We start from the raw sequence: 17,731 nt of genomic DNA, 5'->3' as shown, positions 1-17,731 counted from the left end.
CGTTCGCGCCGCGTCACGCGCCGATCAGCACGCCGGTTCTGAACGCCGTTGCACCGGTGAGCCGCCCGATCGGCGCGCCTGCGTAGACGAAGCGAATAGCGCGTCGCATGTAGAAGACGCCATCGTTCTTCGTGGTGACGGTGGTCACGGCATCCGTCAGCGGATCGATGATGTCGAGCACCGCATCGCCCGCCTTCAGCATCGCGCCGATTGCCGCGCGATACACGACGATGCCGCTCACCGGCGCCGTCAGCTGCTCGCTGCCTGCAAGCGGCGTCGCGGCTTGCGCGAGCGGCGGCAGTTCGCGCGCTTTGCCTTCGATCACGCCGCGCGCGATCAGTAAGAGGCGTTAACAGAATGACTTTTGCAGCTGCCGCCAGCATATGATGCAGCAAGCGATTTTGAGGAAAGCCTCGTGCATGAAAGCGAGCCGTTCGAAGCGGATGCGCAGTCGGCGGAAGTTGTGAAGCCACGAAATGGTCCGCTCCACGACCCAGCGTGTTTTGCCCAGCCCGCTTCCATGAGGCTGACCGCGTCGAGCGATTTCGGTTGCAATGCCGGCGGCATGCAGTGGACGTCGGTATTTGTCGTGGTCGTAGCCTCTGTCGCCCTGAACGACCCGAGGCTTCGATAGCGGTCTGCCACGCTTGCCGCTGATGGGCGGAATAGCCTCGACCAGCGATTGAAGTTGAGTGACGTCGTTTCGGTTGGCGCCGGTCAGTATCACCGCAAGCGGGATACCCTGGGCCTCGGTGATGAGATGGTGCTTTGAACCGGGTCGCGCGCGGTCTGTGGGATTCGGTCCTGTTTTTGACCTGAGCCCACAGCGCGGATTGAGGAGGAATCGACGATGACGCGAGACCAGTCGATTTGGTCGGCTGCGCGCAATCGCGCAAGCAGCACCTTGTGCAACTGCTCCCAGACGCCGGCGGCCTGCCAGTCACGCAAACGACGCCAGCAACTCATGCCACTGCCGCAGCCCATCTCGCGAGGCAATAGGTCCCAACGCAGGCCCGTCTGTAAGACGAAGAGGATGCCCGTGAGCACCGCACGATTATGGAGCGGCCTGCGCCCTGGGTAACGGGTTCGTCGTGGTTTGGGCGGGGGCAGCAGCGGTTCAATGAGTGCCCACAGTTCGTCGTCGAGTATCGGCTTGGCCATGTCCTTTTCGTCGTCGAAACAATGAAAAGGTTAACAGCATTCATCGAGGGTTAACAGCCCCTTCGCTCATTTTGTTAAGGCTTCTAAGTCGACGATGGCTTCTGCATCGTGCTCTGCGTGTTCATAGTTCACGTCCCGCTGGCCGCGATGCTCCAGCGTCGCCGCGACGTTCGGCGCACCGAGCGGCGTGCCTTCGCCCAGCAACGCACGCACTTCGTTCCACAGCAACGCGTGAATCTCGTCGAACGACTGGCCGCCCGAATCGGTCGCGAGCAGCACGCCGTTCGCGCCGAGATAGCGGGCAAGCGGCTCGATGGCGGGCCAGCTCGCGGGACTGGTGTAGAGATGCATCGTCGCTTCCCGCGAGCAATGCAGATCGAGCACGATGTCCGCGTCCGATGCGTGCCTGAGCAACGCGAGCCGCAACGATTCGAACTCGTTGGCGGCGGTCATTTCGCCGAGCATCTCGCGCACGGCCGCGCGCAGAAGCCGTGTGTTGTGCGTGGCATCCGTGGCCGACAAGCGTGGACGAATGCGTTCGACCAATGCGCTCGCAGGCGGCATCGGAAAGTTGCGGTTGAAGTTATGCCCGCTGTTGCTCTCGAAGCGCCCGAGGAATTGACCGAACACATGCTGCGATAAGCCGATGGGATTGGCCACCGGCACGAGCACCACTTCGCCGCGCACGTGCCCGCTCGCTTCGAGTTGCTTGAGGCGCTGCTTCAGCCGCCACGCCGCGAGCATGGCGGGCGTCTCGTCTGCGTGAAGCGATGCTTGCACGTAGACCTTTTCGTGGGCATGCGGTACGCCGAAGTGAAAGCTGACCAGTTCGCGCGTGGTGCCGAGCGTCGTCGTGACGAGCGGCGTGCGTTCAATGCGCATAGTGAGCGGTTCGTATCGATTGCATTCGCTCGGAGTCGGCGTTTGATTACCGCGACGACCGAGGCCGTGTTCGGCGCGATGCACTGCATCGCGCGCACGGATTATCTCGCGCTCGAACCACTGAGGCTAGCGCTGCATGCCTGATTCCGCGGGCACGCTAGCACCCGCGCAAACGCCGCTTCAACGCGATGCGTGACGCGAAGCCGAGTGCGACTTCTTGCCTGCCGCGTTCGCGCGTCGCGTGGCCCAGCCCTTCTTGGCGGCGGCGGAACGGTCGGCGGCCGAGCGGCGGCTTGCACTCGCGTGCGCCTGCTTCGAGAGCGACTTGTGCGACGCGGCCTTCGAGCTTTCGCGCTTGAGCACGCGCGTGGAGGTGGCGGATCGCTTCGCCTTGGACTCGGTGCTCGGGCTCTTCGTCTTGCGATGCGCGGCCTTGGTATCCTGCGCGGCTTTCTTGCGCGTGCCTTCGGAGGCTTCGCCCTTCTTCGGCGTCTTGAGCTTGACGCCCGCGCGCCGCGCCTCGGACAAGCCGATCGCAATGGCCTGCTTGGCCGACTTCGCGCCGTGCTTGCCTTCGCGTACGTGGTCGATCTGCTCCTTCACGAACGCGCCCGCCTGCGTGCTCGGCGACTTCCCTGCGCGCTTGGCTTTCTCGGCGCGTTCGAGGGTTTTCTTCTCGGGCATGTCGGTGCTCCTTGTGGCGTGGAGATACCGATCGAGCGAGCAACGGATGTGCCCGCTTCATTCGCTCGCGTCTTCGCAGACGTCATTGTGTAAGTCGAAGGATGCCCAGCCCGGTCGCAATTTCCTGGAAGATCGTGTCGAGGTCCGCGTTCGACGGAGCATGATAGTAATTGCCCGGCGACGCGCACGACTGCATCGTCTTCACCGCCGCGCTGCTGGTCGCGCCCGTGCCGAACGTGATCCCGTAAATGATGATGCCTTGCGCCTTCATCGCGCTGCATACGCCCAGCTGAAACGCGTTGATGTCCGTGACCGAGCTCATCTTTCCGTCCGTGAGCGCCGTTCCGTTCGAACGCGTGACGGTCGGCGCCCGGAGCGTGCCGTTCGCCACGCCCGACAAGCCGTTGAACGCGGTCAGCGGCATGAGCCCGTCGGTGCTTCCCGGATCGTTTTCGCCGTCAGTCAGCAGAATCGCCACACGCAGCAGGCCCTCGTTCGTCTCCGGACGCGGCAGCGAACTGTCCGTCGAGATCCAGCCGTTGCCTTTCGAGACATCGTTGGACCAGTCCGACGACAGCATCCGCCAGCCCCACAGCAAGCCGGTCGGGATGATCGTGGAGCCGTTCGCCTTCATCGCGTTGATCGAATTCGTGAGCGCAGTCTGATCCTTCGTCAAGAAGATGGCCGGCTGAATGCCGCACGGGCCGTTGCTCGCGCCCGAGGCGTTCGTGTTGCCGTTCTGATAGATCGTCGTGGTGCCGCTCGTCGTGTTCGGCTGAAACCACTGGCTCCAGATGCCGGTGGCCGATCCGCTGCCGCACTGCGTCGAAGTGCCGTTGGTCTGGCGCGTCAGCGGCACGCCCAACACCGTCTTCGTCGATACGACGCTGGTGCAATCGCTCTGGTTATATGTCGTGATCTTGAAGCCGGTCGGCGGCACGTTGTAGTAGAACGGCGTGAATCCCGGCGAATCTTTCGGGGCATACGCCTTCGGATAGAGATTGCCGCTCGCGTCCCGCGGCTCGACGGCGCAGCCCTGCCAACCCGATTGCGTGATGCCCGGATTCGGCGCCATCGACATGTTCGTCGGGTTGTAAGCGAACCTCGGCGTCATCCAGTTGGAACTGCCCGAAAGCGCGCCCGTCAGATTGACGACCGTCGTGAACGGCACCAGACCAATATAGGAATCGCCGTTGGGCTGATTGAAGATGCTCGTCACGAGATGCTGCGACGCGGCCCTCAAGCCCTGGATCTTGCTGCCTTGCGACGAGTCGGTGCTCGCGGGGTCGGCCATCGAACCGGTGTTGTCCAGCACCATCACGAGTTCGAGCGTGGTTTTGGGCGAGTAGATCGCCGCATTGTTCGCGGAAATGGTCATCGTGTCCTGCGGACCCGCGCCGGCCGCATTCGTGCCCGAAATCAGCGCGCCGAAGATATTCGACGCCAGCAACGGCAGTGTGCCCGAGGCGGACAGCTTGACCGTGAAACCGGCGCTCGCGTCGCCGGAAATGTTGGCCGTGAAGCCCGTATCCGGCATCACGAGACCTTCGTAGCCGGTCGGCATGTTGGCGTCGTAATAGGCGCGCGCGTCTCTCTGCCATTGCGCGACGTTCTGCATGTTCGGCTGCGCGTAATGGCGAATGTTCGCCGCGGCCGAAAGCGTGGCGACGTCGAGCGCCATCTGCATGTGCGCCTGCATCAATTCGTACTGGATCATGCCGAGCGACATGCACATCGCGCCGGCCATCACGCTGGAGCACATCGCGAAGAACACGCCGATCGCGCCACGGTCGCCGCTGAAAAGCGCAGCGGCGCGCGCACGCAGAGCGTCGGCCGGTCCGGCGCGGAACATTCTGCTAGTCATCATGATGCCGCCAGTGTCAAAGGCTGCGGCAAGCGCGGACGGACGTAGACGCGCCGCGAGATGATCTGCGTGCCGGGCGCATCGGACCAGAAGTTGGCCGTCATCGTGAACGGGTTGTACGCCAGATAGACCTCGACCACGATCGCGGAATCGCCGTTGCGGAACGGCCAGCCCGACGGCAGCGCGTTGGTCTGCGTGACCGCCGGGTTCTGCGAGGCCATCGTGCTGCCCGACCACGGCGCCTTCGCCTGCCACAGAAGTTTCGGCGTCCCGGCCGCCATCGTCGGCGCGGAGACGGGCGTGCAACCGCTGCTGTTGTCGCAGATCGAGCTGACCACCACCATGCCTTTGCCTTTCAGATCGTACGGCTGCGCGAGCAGAGTTGCCGCGTTGAAGATCGAGCCGAGATTATTGGAGTTCGAGGTGCTCGCATTGTTGATGACGGTCTGCATCTGACCGATCGAATCCGCCAGCGTGAACGCCGTATGCTCGACCACGCTCACGGCGCGAATGTACATATAGACCTCGGCGAACCCGAGCATCATCATGATCATCATGGGCGCGACAATGACGAATTCGATCGACGCCGCCCCGCGCTGCGACCGCAACACGCGGCTGAAGAACCGGCCCATCGCGCGGCGAGGCCACCGCCCGGCCCGGTTCCGCGAAGAAAAACTCGACGCGCTCTTCATTTTTCGTTCTGCACGAGGTAATTGCGTGAATACGTGAACGTGCCCGTCTGCCCGAGCAGTCTGGGGATACCGGTGAAGCTGTTCATCGTCAAGGTGATGTTGTAGGACACGACATCGCCGTAACCGCCCATGTTCGCCTGCGAACTGCTCGTCCCCACGTTGTTGTAAGTACCGTAGTTCAGCGTAGTGACCGTCACTTTGCCGCCCATGTTGGTCCAGGGCTTGAGCACGCCGAGGATCTGCGCCTGCGCCTGCTGCGCGCGCGTGTTGCCGTTGGTCGGCGCGCTCGTCGTCAGGCCGACGCGCGATGCCTGCTGCGCGGCGATCTGCACGGTAGCGTCCACGATCATGTCGAGCGCCAGTTCGATCGTGCCGAGCACGATGAAAATGGCGAACATCATCAGGAACGCCATTTCGATGGCGGCCACACCGCTGTCGTCACGCAGCAACCGCGCGCCGAAACGAGCGGCGGCCATGTCGCCCCGCTCGCGCGATGGCGCAACGCGCGGCGCGGTCATCGCAAGCTCGCGGACTGCACGGTCGCGTCCTGCACGATGCCGACGGTCGCAGCCGCTGCGGCCTGCCGCTCCGACGGCTGCGCGAGACGCGCGCGCTGGATCTCGTAGTAGCGAAGGTTGTCCTGCACCGACGCCTTCGGCAGATCGCGCGAGAGAATCTCGGACGCCGCTTCCGTATTGCCAAGCAGGCCATACGCGAGCGCGAGATCCTGACGAGCCTGCGACGGCGCTTGCGGGTAGCGCGCCACGTCGAGCAGCACGTTCGCGCCCGCGCGCGGGTCGCCGCCGAGAATCAGCGACATGCCGAGATTCACGGAAAGCATCGGGTCGCCGGGATTGGCCTTCAGGGCTTCGCGCAGCACGGCTTGCGCGCCCGCGTGGTCGCCCTTCAGGTCGAGCGCGGCGCCCAGCCCGGCGGACGCGAGCGCATCGCCCGCTTTCATCGCGAGCACGCGGCGGTAAGTGGCGATTGCGTCGTCGAAACGGCGTTGGTGAATCGCCACGCGCGCGGAGCCGATCAGCGGCATTCCCGCGGTCGGATCGATGGCGCTCGCCTTGTCGTAGTACACGCCCGCGCGCGTGTAGTCGCCCACGGCGTAGAGCGTGTTTCCGAGTCCGGTGAGGCCGGGCACCGAACGCGGATCGGCCTTCACGATGCGGTCGTAGAGCGTCGTCGCGAGTTCGACGTTGCCGGATTCGATGGCCGTATCGGCGATGCGCAGTTCGCTCATCGCGCTGGGCGACGTGTTCTGCGTGACGGGCCGCGCCTCCGCCGTCTGATGTACCTTGGAAGTCGTCGTGCAGGCGGACAACCCGCCGGCCAGCGCGATCGCGCAAATGGTGATCACCGCGCGGGTGAGTTCGTGGGCGCGCGCCACGGGGAGAATTTGAGCTGCTTTCATTGCTTGGCCAACGCGTCCATGAGCTGAATGATTGACGGCCCGGCTGAAATCACCATGACCGCGGGAAGAATGAAGATCATCATCGGCACGACCATCTTCGGGGCGAGCTTGGCCGCTTTCTCTTCGAGTGAAACCATGTGCGCGAGGCGTTCGGTGCGCGAGAGCGTGCGCAATGCCTGCGTGATCGGCGTGCCGTATTTCATCGACTGATTGAGCGTGGAGATGAGCGCGCGCACCGACGGCAGATCGATCCGTTCGCCGAGCGCCTGCAACGAGCGCATGTTGTCGCCGGAGAGCGTCAGTTCGTCCGCCGTCAGCGAAAGTTCGTCGGAGAGCGGCGGGCAGATCAGCTTCATCTCGTCCGCCACGCGGCGGATGCTCACGCCCAGGCTGTTACCCGCGTTCGTGCAGATCACGAGCAGATCGAGCGCATCGGGCAGGCAACTCTCGATGGCCTTGCGGCGGCGCATCGAGAGAAAGGCCAGAATGTATTCAGGAACGATCATGCCTGCGACGAACACGCCGAACATCAGCATGCCGCGCACGGCAGGATAGCCGCCGACAACCGGGATGTTCGAACCGAGCATGACCATGGCCGTCGCGCACACCAGACCGGTGAGGAACTTCGCGGCGAGCAGGATCGACACCGCCATCTTGCTGCGATAGCCGCCGCGGATCATTTCCTTTTGCAGCTTCATGCGGTACTTCGCGTCGAACAGCGGAAGGCGGTCGCCGATGCGCGCGAACAGCGCGACCGCGCGGCTGCGGATGCTGGTGTCGAGCACTTCCGTGACGTCGGCGCCACTGACCGGCTGCGTGATCGCCACGTTGCGCACGCGCTCCGCGATGCGGCCGCGCAGGCCGCCGAATTTCGTCGCATACCAGATCGCGATGCCCGCGACGAGCGCGAGCAACATCGACAGGTTGACGATGGCATCGAAGTTTTCCTGGCTCATCGCGAGGTATCCATCTTGGACATCTTGTTGACGATCGAGATTCCGATCACGAGCGAAATCGCCGCGAACGTCAGGCATTTCTGGCCTGCCTGCGTGTCGAACAGCACCATCAGGTATTCCCTGTTCAACAGATAAGTGCTGAGCAGAATGATGACCGGAATGGCCGCGAGAATTTTCGTCGTGATGCGCGCCTCGCCGGTGAGCGCTTTGGTCTTCTGACGAATTTCGCGGCGCGTGCGCACGATGCCCGACAGGTTCTCAAGCGTTTCGCCGAGTTGACCGCCGGTCTCGCGCTGCAACAGCAAACACACGCAGAAAAAGGAGAAGTCCGCAATGCCGATGCGCGCGACCGCGACCGAAAGCACTTCCTCGAGATCGAGGCCGACTTGCAGCGAATCGCCCATGATCTTGAACTCGCTGCGCAGCGGTTCCGGCACTTCGCTCGCCGCCGAATGGATTACATGCGTCACCGGCACGCCCGCGCGCACCGCGCGCACGATCAGGTCGATGAGGTCTGGAAAGCCATCGAGGAAACGCTGGCGGAACCGGTTGACCAGAAAGTTGTAGGTGCGCACGACCAGAAACGCCGGCAGGCCGACGATCAAAAGCGGCGGCACGAACGACGGCAGCGGCGCATAGTCGGACATCAACACCGCGACGATCTCTCCGAAGACGGCGACGGCCACGACGATGCGAATGCCGTTCGCGCCCGCGACCGTGCGCAAGCGCGCGATCTTCGGACTGAGCCAGCGCATCAGCGCGTTCTGTTCGCGCTCGACCTTGAACAGGTCGGTGTCCAGCTTGAGCGTCTTGCGTCCCTCGACGAAGAACGCCTCGGCCATGCGCGACTTGATGCGGGCATCGGGCCGCTGTTTGCGCATGTCCTGCACCACCAGCGCCATAACGCCGAGCAGCAAGGTGACGATAAACGCGCACCCGGTGAAGAGATCGGCGGTGTTCATATGCGCATCGCCTCCAGCAGCGCGTCTTCTAGGCCGTAGTACGCCGCGCGCGCCGAAAACGCCGGGCGCACCGCGGACGACTCGTACACGCCCTTCACTTCCTCGCTATAAGCGCTGGCGTCATAGCGGAACGTGAACAAATCCTGCGTGATGATGACGTCGCCTTCCATGCCCACCAGTTCGGTGATGCGCGTCACGCGCCGCATGCCGTCGCGCATCCGCTCGATCTGCACGATCATGTGCACGGCGCTCGCGATCTGGCGCCGGATGGACATGAGCGGCAGATTGCCGTTCGCCATCATGACCATGCTTTCCAGACGCGTGATGCCGTCGCGCGGCGTGTTCGCGTGGATGGTGGTCATCGAGCCGTCGTGGCCGGTGTTCATGGCCTGCAACACGTCGAAAGCTTCGGGGCCGCGCGTTTCACCGAGGATGATGCGGTCCGGACGCATCCGCAGCGCGTTTCGCACGAGATCGCGCTGCGTGACCGCGCCGAGTCCTTCGGCGTTCTCGGGGCGCGTTTCGAGGCTCACCACGTGCGGCTGCACGAGCTGCAATTCCGCCGCGTCTTCGATGGTGATGGTGCGCTCGCCGAGCCCGATGAAATGCGACAGCGCGTTGAGCAGCGTCGTCTTGCCCGAGCCCGTGCCGCCGGACACGATGATATTCAGCCGGCATGTGCTCGCGAGCTTCAGCACCGTCGCCATTTCAGCGGACATGTTGCCCTGCTGCGCCATGCGATGCAGCGTGATGTTGCGCTTGGAAAACTTACGGATCGAGATCGACGTGCCGTGGATCGCGAGCGGCGGCAATACGACGTTGACCCGGCTGCCATCGGCGAGACGGGCATCGACCATCGGACTGCTTTCGTCGACGCGCCGCCCCACGCCCGCCGCGATCCGCTGCGCGACGTTGACCACGTGCGCGTTGTCGCGAAACTTGTAGGGCGTGAGTTCGAGACGGCCGTGCCGTTCCACGAATACCTGATCGGGACCGTTCACCAGCACGTCGGTAATGGTCTCGTCGGCGAGCAGCGGTTCGATCGGGCCGAGGCCGAACATGTCGTTCAGCAGTTCGCCGACGATCTGCGCCTGCTCCGCGATCGTGATGTTGAGCCGTTCGCGCTCCGCGATTTCGAGCACGAGCGCTTCGACGCCCGGCTTCATCTGCTCGCGCGTCTTGCCGACCGCTGCCGATGCGTTCATCGCGCCGAAGACGCCGGTCCGGATCACCTTGAAGAGATCGGAGCGCACCAGCACTTCGTTGCCTTCGGGCATGCCGGGACGCGCGCGCGTCGGCGCGGGCGCCGGCGTGGGGACCGCAGCCGGCGCGTGTTCGGCGACCGCCACGCCCGCGGCGTTGTCGACCGGATTGACGCTCGGCTTCGCAATCTGCTTCTGCCCGAACATCAGCCTCTCCTCAGCTTGAACTTCTGCAGGAACGAACGCTCCACCATCGTGTGCTGACCGGTCAGATCAGCGGCGATGCGCACCACGCTCTGAGTGAAGCCGTTCTGCGATTTGTCCTTGGGCTTCTCGCCGAGATTTTCCGCGACCGCCACGGCCTTGGACTCGAACGGGATCTCGTGCAGCACGGCGCGGCCGATGGCGCCGACGAAATCCGCCGGCTGCACCTTTCCGGCCGTCGCGGCATTCGGGTTGTTGAGCAGCAACGAAGTCGGCGGATTGTTGTCGCGATCCTCGATATGGCGCAGCAGTTTGATCGTTTCGCGCGCCGAATGCACCGAGCGGTCCGCGACGATATAGCAACGCGACGCGTGATCGAACGCTTCCTGCGCGAGCGCATCGGAGGGGCCCGGAATGTCGATGATGACGTAGTGGAAGCTATCGCACAGCACTTGCAGCACGCGCGCGAGCGATCCGGGTTCGAAGGTCGGCGCCGCGCGGAACGGACGCTCCGCCGTCAGCATGAACAGACGCGTGCCCTTGGCGACGAGCGTGCGGTCCACGTATTGCGGGTCCAGCCGGTGCTGGTTCTCTAGCACGTCGGAGAGACCGTTGTTGCTTTGCAGGCCGAGCATCACGTTGGCGGCGCTGCCGTGCAGATTCAAGTCGACGTAGGCCACCCGGCGATGCGTCTCGTCGGAGAGATAGCGCGCGACGTTCAGCGCCAGCGTGGTCACGCCCACGCCGCCGCGCGAGCCGACGAACGCAATGGTCTTGCCGGCGCGCGACATGACGACATCGCTCACCTTGCCGCCGGCCACGTTGACCGTGCGCTTGAGCAGTTCGACCGTCAGCGGTTTGACCAGATAATCGCGCACGCCGAGCTTCAGCAGGCTGCGGAACAGGCCGACGTCGTTACGCTCGCCGAGCGCCACGACCTGCACCGACGGCTCGCAGACTTCGGCCAGACGTCCCAGATCGGACAGCGGCATCACCGAGTCCTGCAGGTCGATCATCAGAAAGAGCGGCGAGCGCTCGATCCTCTCCAGATACGCAATGGCGTCGTCGACGGTGCCGACTGCGATATGGACGTGCGGCATCGCCTGTTCCAGCACGAAGCTCTTGAGCACCTGCTCAGTCGTGCGGTCCGAGACGAACGCGATGAAGTCCGCGGCGCGCGCGGCCGTCTTGTTCTTGCTCTTCAGGAAAGGAAGGTCTGTCGTGCTCATGGTCGTGCTCGTGAGATGGCATGCATCACTTGGCGTCGCGCGACGTGCTCTTGTCGAGCGGAATCACGTGGTCGGTCTGGTAACGATGCGCGGCGCTCGCGGCAACGGCTGCATCGGCGGGGCCGAGCGTGCGCGGATGAACGATGTCTTCCGGATGCGCGAGCTGGGCCGCGAGATTCGTGTACGTCGCGCAGCCCCACTGCATGCTCGGGCGGCGAATGCCGGCATCGGTCAGCAGCGAGGGGCGGGACAGGCTGTCGCAATCGGGCGGCGTCGCCGAGCGGCCGTCGTAACCGATGACCGTTTCGTTGGGCATGTTGCGCGGCGGCTTGAAGCAGCCCGCTGCGCCGAGCGCGATCGCGCAGGAAAGAGAAAGCGTGAGAATGCGTGCGTGTTTCATGGCAATGCGCTCAATAGACATATCCGGCCGCGCCGACGAGACGCGGTTCGCCGGCCGAAGGCGCGTCGGTGCCGGTGCGGCGCTGGAAGCCGTACTCCACGTCCGAACTCGGCGAGATCAGCGAATCGAGCGGCGAGCGCAGCTTCGCGGGATCGGTCGGCTCGACGATATAAGGCGTCACCATGATCACGAGTTCGGTCTTGTTGTTCTGGTAGTTCGTCGACGAGAACAGCTTGCCCAGCACCGGCAGCGAACCGATACCCGGAACCTGGGAAACGATATCCTGCGTATTGCTTTGCAACAGGCCGCCGATCGCGAAGCTTTGGCCGCTGCCCAGTTCCACGGTGGTATCGGCGCGGCGCACGGAGAGGCCCGGCACCGTGATGCCGTTGGTCGTCACGCTCACCGAGGTATCGATCTGGCTGACTTCCGGCCGCACTTTCAGGCTGATGCGATGCTCGTCGAGCACGGTCGGCGTGAAATCCAGCTTCACGCCGAACTGCTTGAACTCGACCGAGATCGCGCCGTTGACTTGCGAGACCGGAATCGGAAATTCGCCGCCCGCGAGGAAGCTCGCCGTCTGACCGGACAGCGCAACGAGATTCGGCTCCGCGAGCACGGTCAGCAAGCCTTCCTGATTCAGCGCATCGATCATCGCGCGGATGTCGATGTTGTTCGTGCGGAACGCGCCGAACAGCGAATAGGCGTTGTTGCTCGGCAGGTTGACGGGATAGGTCGTCTGACCGGCCGCGTTGGTGAGCGGCTGCGTCAGGTTGTAGATCGAGCGGCCGCTGTAGATGCCGCCGAAGAAATTGCCCGCCGCATTGCCGATCGACTGCCAGTTGATGCCGAGTTGCTGCGTGATGTTGCGGTCTACTTCGGTGATCCGCACGCGCAACTGAACCTGCTGCGGACGATCCACCGTCATGCGGTTGACCAGCACTTCCTTGTCCGCGAGGAACGGCGTGACGGCTTGCACGACGGCATCCGCTTCGAGCGAGGTATGAACCTGCCCGGTCAGGACGAGCGAACCGAGCGTCGTGCCGATCTGGACGTTGAGGTCCGGGAAGCGGCTGGCGATGGTGCTGCGCAGGAGCACCATGTCGCGCGCGACGACGATCGTGCGTTGCAGGATCGGCTTGTTGTTCGCGCCGAGCGCGTAGAGCGTCGTCGTGCCGGACTTCTTGCCGAGCACGAACACCGCTTTCGGCGACGGGACGTGCACATCGGCGACCGTCGGATCGGCGACGAATACGGACGACGCTTCTTCGTTCAGGCGCAGCAACGTGCCCTTGCCTGCATCGATGTTGAGGGGAGCGTAACTATCGGCTGCCGCCGTCGCGTCGGCCGCGACCGGCAGAGCCTGCCGGTTCGCGACGCGCGCCTGTGCCTGATAGGCCTGCTGCGCGGTGGGCGGCGGTTCGGCGGCGTTCGACGTCGCGGGCAGCGTCGCGGCAAGTGCTGCGGACAGCGCGCCCGCGCACGCCACGGCTTTCGCCGCAACGTTTGCATCGACAAGAACCGAACTCGACTGCTTATTCATGACTGTATACCTGGCGATTCACTCTGTACCCGTGCTTACGGCATCAACGCGCGGGGACTATAGGGAGCGGAGGCGCGCCAGAGACGGAATTTGCCGCAACCGACGTGGCTGCGCTCCCCGCCGCACCTGCCGCGTTGTCCGTCTTCTCCGAACCGCGATAGACCGTCACCGTATGCGGAAGCGGCGGCGCGTACGAACCGCCCGTGCTCGCCTCGGCGACGCGGGCATGCGGCAGCGCGCGCACCGCGCGGGAAATGTCGCCGGCCCAGATCGGCGCGCGTTCCGCCGACGAAACCGGGATAGCCGCGGATGCCGCCGGGTCGCGCGTGACCGTCGCGAAACTGCGCAGCGCGAGCGACAAACTGCCCAGACGCGCGGCGACCGCGACGACTTCGCCCATGCGCGGCGTGACTTCCAGCGTGACCGTGCGGGCGGGCGTCACCGTTTCGGGCGCCACGCCGTTGTTCTTCGGACGCTTGATTTCGGAACCGACCGCGAGCACGCGGACGTGCTCCACCACCGTTTCGCTCGATACCGCGAGGTCCGGCGAATCCGTGCGCCGGTCCATTTGCTGTGTCAGCAAGAGATCGACGTAATCGCCCGGCTGAATCAGGCCGGCGTTGCCGGAGACATCGTCCACGGCGACCGACACGGCGCGCATTTCCGGCTTCAGCGTGGCCGCGAGAAAACCCGGCGCGCTCGGCAGAATGACGTCGTCGCCGGTGAGAATCGTGCCGCTCGTCACCGGATGGCGCAGCAGCGCGCCCTTCAGGTCGGCCGAGCCCGGCGCGCCCTGCACGATGGCGTTGGCCGGCACCTCGGTGGCGGGGATCGCTTTCCAGCCGATGTCTTCGTCGCGCAGCAGAAGTCCCTGCGGCAGGTCCGCCGCGCTCACCTGCACCTTGGCGGTGGTGATCTTGACTTCGCTCGGTTTAGACGAGCTGGCGACAACGACGCGCACGATCAGCGCGATGAGAAGTGCGCCGACGAGCAGTACGGCGAATTTGATGATGTTGGACATAGCGACGCCGTCCTATCGCGTCAAGATCAAGGGAAGCACAACCGGCAGCACGATGACAGCGATGCCGCCACAGGCGAGCGCGACGCCGTAAGGCACGCCGCGCGCTCCGGAGAACAACGCCAGCGCGCGCATGGGCATCGCGTGGCGATCGGGATTCATGTTTCGCGTGGCAAGGCTGATCAGCGACACGAACATGCCTGTCACCGAAATGAGGCTGAGTGCCGGCAGCGAAAGACCGACGCCCGCCCAGAGAAAGATCACCGCCGCGAGCTTGGCGTCGCCGCCGCCCAGCATCCGCGCCGCGAACAGCAGCGCGCAGACCAGGAACACGCCGATGGCGACCACGAGGTGGGCGATCATCGTGTCGAGGGGCATCTGGCGCAAAACCGCGTCCACGAAGAACAGTCCTCCGATGACGAGGACGATGTTCGTCGGCAGTCGCCGTGAACGAATGTCGATGACCGCGAGCAAAACGAGCGCGCAGAACACGACGAGACGAATGGCGATGGACAAGGTCAGCACGATGAAGCCGCGAGGTGAGTTAAGAATGGAGCGGAGAACCGGACGAGAAACATCCGGGCCTCCGGAGGTACGGCTATTACTGGCCTGCGTTGTTGACTTTGGTCGTGATCGTCGTCCACAGACCCGTGAACGCGGTCTTGAACGACGTCATCGACGCGGTCAGCGCCACGACGATGATGCCGGCGAGGATTGCGTATTCCATGGCGCTGACGCCACGCTCATCACGCGTAAAAGCTTTCGCAAACTTGAGCATTTTTATTCCCTTGATACGAGTTGAAGTTACGTGTGGTTTTCCGGTGAGAGAGGCGCCGGACACGACACATCCTAGCTACACCTCGATGCTTCGACTTCGTCGTTCAGAGGCCTGAACAACCCTCAATTCGAGGCTTTAGCGGACGTGTGTTCCTTCGCTAACGGCCCGGAGGCGGGAAACTTTAGATTCGTCGTGGAATTCCGTGGAGGGCAACCGGCGGTTTCGTATTTCGACGTTCGGAAACGCGTTTGTACGGCGCCGTGCGACGCGAGCCGCATTGCGCGGCGCGTAGAAAGGTTTAACGTTTGCGCTAATTCAGCGCGTCGAAAGGAAAGAGAGCAAAGCACTGCACATATTCATTCCAAGTACTGGCGAGTCGGAAATTAATACGTAGTGCCGCCGATTCAATGTGCAAAGGCTGCCACCGGCGAGTTGTGCTATGTCAGCGTATGCTTTTTGTCGTCTTCCCGATCGAAGTCCGACAAGTCGATGTCTTGTCCACCGTCTGTCGAGCGCAATTCGCCGCGCGCTCTTTCCGCCAGTTTTTCATAACGCTTGCGGAAACGCGTGAGGTCCTTCTCATCCAACTCCTCCAGATCCAGCAACGCATTATGCGCACGCTCCGTCGCGCGTATGAGTTCATCGAGCTTGATTTGCATGGCCGCCGTGTCGCGGTTCTGCGTGTTCTGAATCAGAAAAACCATCAGAAACGTGACGATGGTCGTCGAGGTATTGATGACGAGTTGCCACGTATCGCTGAAGTGAAAGAGCGGCCCGGAGACCGCCCACGCGATGACCAGCACCACCGCGATGACGAACGTCGACGCCCGGCCCGTGATTTGCGATAGCGCACTGGAGAATCTGAGGAACCAAGACCTTTTCATCGCGCGTCTCCTGTGAGCGTCGTTGATTAGAATGATGCCTGTGAGCCCCAAAATCAAACATCCCTCCATCGACTTCTCCGCCGCATCGGAAGAAGTCGCGCGCCGCCTGATCGGCGCCATCTTCACCGTGGACGGCGTCGGCGGGCGCATCGTCGAAACCGAAGCCTATGACCGCGAAGATCCCGCCTCGCACACGTTCTCCGGCCCCACGCCGCGCAACGCGTCCATGTTCGGGCCGCCCGCGCATGCTTACGTCTATCGGTCGTACGGCATCCACTGGTGCCTGAACTTCGTGTGCCGCGAAGCAGGCCACGGCGCCGGCGTGCTGATCCGCGCCATCGAGCCGCTGACCGGCATCGACGTCATGCGTCAGCGGCGCGGCGTCGAACCGCTCAAGCTGCTCTGTTCGGGGCCGGGGCGGCTCGCGCAGGCGCTGGGCATCACGCATAAGGATAACGGCGCGTCGCTGCTCGAAGCGCCCTTCGACATCCAGCCGCCCGACGAGGCATGCGATGTCGTCACGGGTCCGCGCATCGGCATCAGCAAGGCGATGGATGTGCCTTGGCGCTTCGGGCTTGCCGGATCGAAGTTCGTCAGCAAGCCCTTTCCCAAGGCGTGATCAGTCAGCCGGGCGCAGCTTTCGCACTTCTTCGTCCGAGGGCTGGACGCTCGCGCCGTCGATATAGCGGAACGACGTCATCACGCCCTTGCCGTCCTTCTGCGCCGTGACGCCGACATAAGCGCCCATCGTCGATTGGTTGTCCTGCTTGCGATAGACGATCGGACCGAACGGCGTATTCACCGGCAAGCCCTTGAATGCGGCGGCGAGCTTGTCCGCGTCCGTGCTGCCCGCTTTCCTGAGGCCATTGGCGAGCGACATCATCGCCGCATATCCGACAACCGAGCCCAGGCGCGGATAGTCGTGATACTTCGCTTGATAAGCGGCGACGAACTGCTTGTTAGCCGGGGTGTCGATGGCATACCACGGGTAGCCCGTGACGATCCAGCCGACCGGCGCTTCCGCCCCGAGCGGATCGAGATAGTCGGGCTCGCCGGTCAGCAGCGACACCACCGCGCGATCCTTGAAGAGCCCGCGCGTATTGCCCTCGCGAACGAACTTGCCGAGGTCCGCGCTGAAGAGCACATTGAAGATGGCGTCGGGCTTCGCATCGGCGAGCGCCTGCGTGACGGCGCCTGCATCGACATTGCCGAGCGGCGTCGCCTGTTCCGCGACGAACTCGACATCGGGCTGCGCGGCCTTCAGCAAGCGCTTGAATGTCGCCACGGCCGACTGACCGTACTCGTAGTTCGGATAGACGAGCGCCCAACGTTTCTTTTTGAGCTTGGCCGCTTCGGGGACGAGCATCGCGACCTGCATATACGTCGATGGCCGCAGGCGATACGTGTACTTGTTGCCGTCCTGCCAGACGATCTTGTCGGTGAGCGGCTCGGCGGCGAGGAAGAAAATGCGGCGCTGCTTCGCGTAGTCCGCAAGCGCGAGGCCCGTGTTCGACAGATAGCCGCCGAACAGGAGCTTTACCTGTTCCCGCGAGACGAGTTCCTGCGCGACACGCACGGTATCGCCGGGATTGCCGTTGTCGTCGCGTGAAACGACTTCGAGCTTGTTGCCGTTTATGCCGCCTGCCGCGTTGATCTGTTCGAGCGCGAGATTCCAGCCGTTCCTGTAGGGCATGAGAAACGCGGGTTGCGCCTTATAGCTGTTGATCTCGCCGATCTTGATGCTGTCCGCGTGCGCGGCGCACGCCGCGACGGCCGCAAGCGCTGCCACGCTCGCGCGCAGCACTCTTCCTGCTTGATGAATCATCGATGCTTCTCCTCTAACGATATGCTT

Annotated in this window: 20 protein-coding genes and 1 pseudogene; 2 read left to right on the top strand and 19 right to left on the bottom strand. The window is 63.7% G+C overall.

Going from position 1 to position 17,731, the window contains the following annotated elements; translation table 11 throughout:
* Positions 1-13: 13 nt before the first annotated feature.
* The 6 genes and pseudogenes from LDZ24_RS15755 to LDZ24_RS15730 form a co-directional block, all read right to left on the bottom strand.
* Positions 14-340 (bottom strand): annotated as a pseudogene (locus LDZ24_RS15755) (succinylglutamate desuccinylase); the annotation flags it as partial.
* Positions 341-349: 9 nt separating this feature from the next.
* Positions 350-1,161 (bottom strand): IS5 family transposase gene (locus tag LDZ24_RS15750; protein ID WP_248323143.1). Its coding sequence is split into 2 segments (ribosomal slippage): positions 350-813 and positions 813-1,161, totalling 813 coding nucleotides; the frame shifts between segments, so codons are not numbered across the junction.
* Positions 1,162-1,227: 66 nt separating this feature from the next.
* Positions 1,228-2,043, bottom strand: coding sequence for a succinylglutamate desuccinylase/aspartoacylase family protein (locus tag LDZ24_RS15745; protein ID WP_248323142.1), 816 nt, complete (start codon positions 2,041-2,043; stop codon positions 1,228-1,230).
* A 180-nt stretch (positions 2,044-2,223) separates the two neighbouring features.
* Positions 2,224-2,727, bottom strand: coding sequence for a DUF6496 domain-containing protein (locus tag LDZ24_RS15740; RefSeq protein WP_175942015.1), 504 nt, complete (start codon positions 2,725-2,727; stop codon positions 2,224-2,226).
* 82 nt (positions 2,728-2,809) lie between these two features.
* On the bottom strand, positions 2,810-4,594 hold the full coding sequence (locus LDZ24_RS15735) for a VWA domain-containing protein (RefSeq protein ID WP_248323141.1): 1,785 nt from the start codon (positions 4,592-4,594) through the stop codon (positions 2,810-2,812).
* On the bottom strand, positions 4,591-5,148 hold the full coding sequence (locus LDZ24_RS15730; RefSeq protein ID WP_248323140.1) for a pilus assembly protein: 558 nt from the start codon (positions 5,146-5,148) through the stop codon (positions 4,591-4,593). The genes LDZ24_RS15735 and LDZ24_RS15730 overlap by 4 nt, the downstream gene beginning before the upstream one ends.
* On the opposite strand from LDZ24_RS15730, the gene LDZ24_RS15725 reads away from it, so the two are divergent.
* Positions 5,138-5,320, top strand: a complete 183-nt coding sequence (locus LDZ24_RS15725; RefSeq protein WP_248323139.1) for a hypothetical protein — start codon at positions 5,138-5,140, stop codon at positions 5,318-5,320. The two genes, LDZ24_RS15730 and LDZ24_RS15725, sit on opposite strands and share 11 nt — an antisense overlap.
* Here LDZ24_RS15725 and LDZ24_RS15720 read toward each other — a convergent pair.
* The 12 genes from LDZ24_RS15720 to LDZ24_RS15665 all read right to left on the bottom strand — a co-directional run bounded on the left by LDZ24_RS15720 (position 5,280) and on the right by LDZ24_RS15665 (position 15,879).
* Positions 5,280-5,759 (bottom strand): TadE/TadG family type IV pilus assembly protein, encoded by a 480-nt coding sequence (locus LDZ24_RS15720; RefSeq protein ID WP_248323138.1) that lies wholly within the window; start codon positions 5,757-5,759, stop codon positions 5,280-5,282. The genes LDZ24_RS15725 and LDZ24_RS15720 overlap by 41 nt on opposite strands.
* A 38-nt stretch (positions 5,760-5,797) precedes the next feature.
* Positions 5,798-6,703, bottom strand: a complete 906-nt coding sequence (locus LDZ24_RS15715; RefSeq protein ID WP_248323137.1) for a lipopolysaccharide assembly protein LapB — start codon at positions 6,701-6,703, stop codon at positions 5,798-5,800.
* The gene (locus LDZ24_RS15710) at positions 6,700-7,659 is read right to left on the bottom strand and encodes a type II secretion system F family protein (protein ID WP_248323136.1); all 960 of its coding nucleotides are present in this window, start codon (positions 7,657-7,659) and stop codon (positions 6,700-6,702) included. Before LDZ24_RS15710 ends, LDZ24_RS15715 begins: the two co-directional genes overlap by 4 nt.
* A complete protein-coding gene (locus LDZ24_RS15705; RefSeq protein ID WP_248323135.1) occupies positions 7,656-8,621 on the bottom strand; it encodes a type II secretion system F family protein in 966 nt (321 codons plus the stop codon). The genes LDZ24_RS15710 and LDZ24_RS15705 overlap by 4 nt, the downstream gene beginning before the upstream one ends.
* A complete protein-coding gene (locus tag LDZ24_RS15700) occupies positions 8,618-10,030 on the bottom strand; it encodes a CpaF family protein (protein WP_248323134.1) in 1,413 nt (470 codons plus the stop codon). The genes LDZ24_RS15705 and LDZ24_RS15700 overlap by 4 nt, the downstream gene beginning before the upstream one ends.
* Positions 10,030-11,256: a CpaE family protein gene (locus LDZ24_RS15695; protein ID WP_248323133.1), complete on the bottom strand. Its 1,227-nt coding sequence runs from the start codon at positions 11,254-11,256 to the stop codon at positions 10,030-10,032. The genes LDZ24_RS15700 and LDZ24_RS15695 overlap by 1 nt, the downstream gene beginning before the upstream one ends.
* A gap of 25 nt (positions 11,257-11,281) precedes the next feature.
* Complete coding sequence (locus LDZ24_RS15690) at positions 11,282-11,656, bottom strand: CpaD family pilus assembly lipoprotein (RefSeq protein WP_248323132.1); 375 nt, start codon at positions 11,654-11,656, stop codon at positions 11,282-11,284.
* Positions 11,657-11,666: 10 nt separating this feature from the next.
* Entirely contained in the window at positions 11,667-13,199 is a 1,533-nt protein-coding gene (locus tag LDZ24_RS15685; RefSeq protein ID WP_248323131.1) for a type II and III secretion system protein family protein, read from the bottom strand.
* A gap of 43 nt (positions 13,200-13,242) precedes the next feature.
* Entirely contained in the window at positions 13,243-14,220 is a 978-nt protein-coding gene (cpaB, locus tag LDZ24_RS15680; protein WP_248323130.1) for a Flp pilus assembly protein CpaB, read from the bottom strand.
* A gap of 12 nt (positions 14,221-14,232) precedes the next feature.
* The gene (locus LDZ24_RS15675) at positions 14,233-14,709 is read right to left on the bottom strand and encodes a prepilin peptidase (RefSeq protein WP_256465409.1); all 477 of its coding nucleotides are present in this window, start codon (positions 14,707-14,709) and stop codon (positions 14,233-14,235) included.
* Between the two features lie 109 nt (positions 14,710-14,818).
* Positions 14,819-14,944, bottom strand: a complete 126-nt coding sequence (locus LDZ24_RS15670; RefSeq protein WP_371747449.1) for a hypothetical protein — start codon at positions 14,942-14,944, stop codon at positions 14,819-14,821.
* A gap of 488 nt (positions 14,945-15,432) precedes the next feature.
* On the bottom strand, positions 15,433-15,879 hold the full coding sequence (locus LDZ24_RS15665) for a low affinity iron permease family protein (RefSeq protein WP_248323128.1): 447 nt from the start codon (positions 15,877-15,879) through the stop codon (positions 15,433-15,435).
* Positions 15,880-15,913: 34 nt separating this feature from the next.
* Between LDZ24_RS15665 and LDZ24_RS15660 the strand changes: the two genes are divergently transcribed.
* On the top strand, positions 15,914-16,498 hold the full coding sequence (locus LDZ24_RS15660; RefSeq protein ID WP_248323316.1) for a DNA-3-methyladenine glycosylase: 585 nt from the start codon (positions 15,914-15,916) through the stop codon (positions 16,496-16,498).
* On the opposite strand, the gene LDZ24_RS15655 is transcribed toward LDZ24_RS15660, so the two are convergent.
* Positions 16,499-17,704 carry an ABC transporter substrate-binding protein gene (locus LDZ24_RS15655; RefSeq protein ID WP_248323127.1) on the bottom strand — a complete coding sequence of 402 codons (1,206 nt, stop codon included), beginning with the start codon at positions 17,702-17,704 and terminating at the stop codon, positions 16,499-16,501.
* Positions 17,705-17,731: the final 27 nt, after the last annotated feature.

Source organism: Caballeronia sp. Sq4a, from assembly GCF_023170545.1.
Classification (GTDB): Bacteria; Pseudomonadota; Gammaproteobacteria; order Burkholderiales; family Burkholderiaceae; genus Caballeronia.
This window is presented reverse-complemented; position numbering and strand designations above follow the sequence as displayed.

What these genes read in the sequence shown, in the direction of transcription:
- LDZ24_RS15745 (WP_248323142.1), bottom strand. Translation starts at nt 2,043, where the DNA reads ATGCGCATTGAACGCACGCCGCTCGTCACGACGACGCTCGGCACCACG.
- LDZ24_RS15740 (WP_175942015.1), bottom strand. Translation starts at nt 2,727, where the DNA reads ATGCCCGAGAAGAAAACCCTCGAACGCGCCGAGAAAGCCAAGCGCGCA.
- LDZ24_RS15735 (WP_248323141.1), bottom strand. Translation starts at nt 4,594, where the DNA reads ATGATGACTAGCAGAATGTTCCGCGCCGGACCGGCCGACGCTCTGCGT.
- LDZ24_RS15725 (WP_248323139.1), top strand. Translation starts at nt 5,138, where the DNA reads ATGATCATCATGGGCGCGACAATGACGAATTCGATCGACGCCGCCCCG.
- LDZ24_RS15730 (WP_248323140.1), bottom strand. Translation starts at nt 5,148, where the DNA reads ATGATGATCATGATGATGCTCGGGTTCGCCGAGGTCTATATGTACATT.
- LDZ24_RS15720 (WP_248323138.1), bottom strand. Translation starts at nt 5,759, where the DNA reads ATGGCCGCCGCTCGTTTCGGCGCGCGGTTGCTGCGTGACGACAGCGGT.
- LDZ24_RS15715 (WP_248323137.1), bottom strand. Translation starts at nt 6,703, where the DNA reads ATGAAAGCAGCTCAAATTCTCCCCGTGGCGCGCGCCCACGAACTCACC.
- LDZ24_RS15710 (WP_248323136.1), bottom strand. Translation starts at nt 7,659, where the DNA reads ATGAGCCAGGAAAACTTCGATGCCATCGTCAACCTGTCGATGTTGCTC.
- LDZ24_RS15705 (WP_248323135.1), bottom strand. Translation starts at nt 8,621, where the DNA reads ATGAACACCGCCGATCTCTTCACCGGGTGCGCGTTTATCGTCACCTTG.
- LDZ24_RS15700 (WP_248323134.1), bottom strand. Translation starts at nt 10,030, where the DNA reads ATGTTCGGGCAGAAGCAGATTGCGAAGCCGAGCGTCAATCCGGTCGAC.
- LDZ24_RS15695 (WP_248323133.1), bottom strand. Translation starts at nt 11,256, where the DNA reads ATGAGCACGACAGACCTTCCTTTCCTGAAGAGCAAGAACAAGACGGCC.
- LDZ24_RS15690 (WP_248323132.1), bottom strand. Translation starts at nt 11,656, where the DNA reads ATGAAACACGCACGCATTCTCACGCTTTCTCTTTCCTGCGCGATCGCG.
- LDZ24_RS15685 (WP_248323131.1), bottom strand. Translation starts at nt 13,199, where the DNA reads ATGAATAAGCAGTCGAGTTCGGTTCTTGTCGATGCAAACGTTGCGGCG.
- cpaB (WP_248323130.1), bottom strand. Translation starts at nt 14,220, where the DNA reads ATGTCCAACATCATCAAATTCGCCGTACTGCTCGTCGGCGCACTTCTC.
- LDZ24_RS15670 (WP_371747449.1), bottom strand. Translation starts at nt 14,944, where the DNA reads ATGGAATACGCAATCCTCGCCGGCATCATCGTCGTGGCGCTGACCGCG.
- LDZ24_RS15665 (WP_248323128.1), bottom strand. Translation starts at nt 15,879, where the DNA reads ATGAAAAGGTCTTGGTTCCTCAGATTCTCCAGTGCGCTATCGCAAATC.
- LDZ24_RS15660 (WP_248323316.1), top strand. Translation starts at nt 15,914, where the DNA reads ATGCCTGTGAGCCCCAAAATCAAACATCCCTCCATCGACTTCTCCGCC.
- LDZ24_RS15655 (WP_248323127.1), bottom strand. Translation starts at nt 17,704, where the DNA reads ATGATTCATCAAGCAGGAAGAGTGCTGCGCGCGAGCGTGGCAGCGCTT.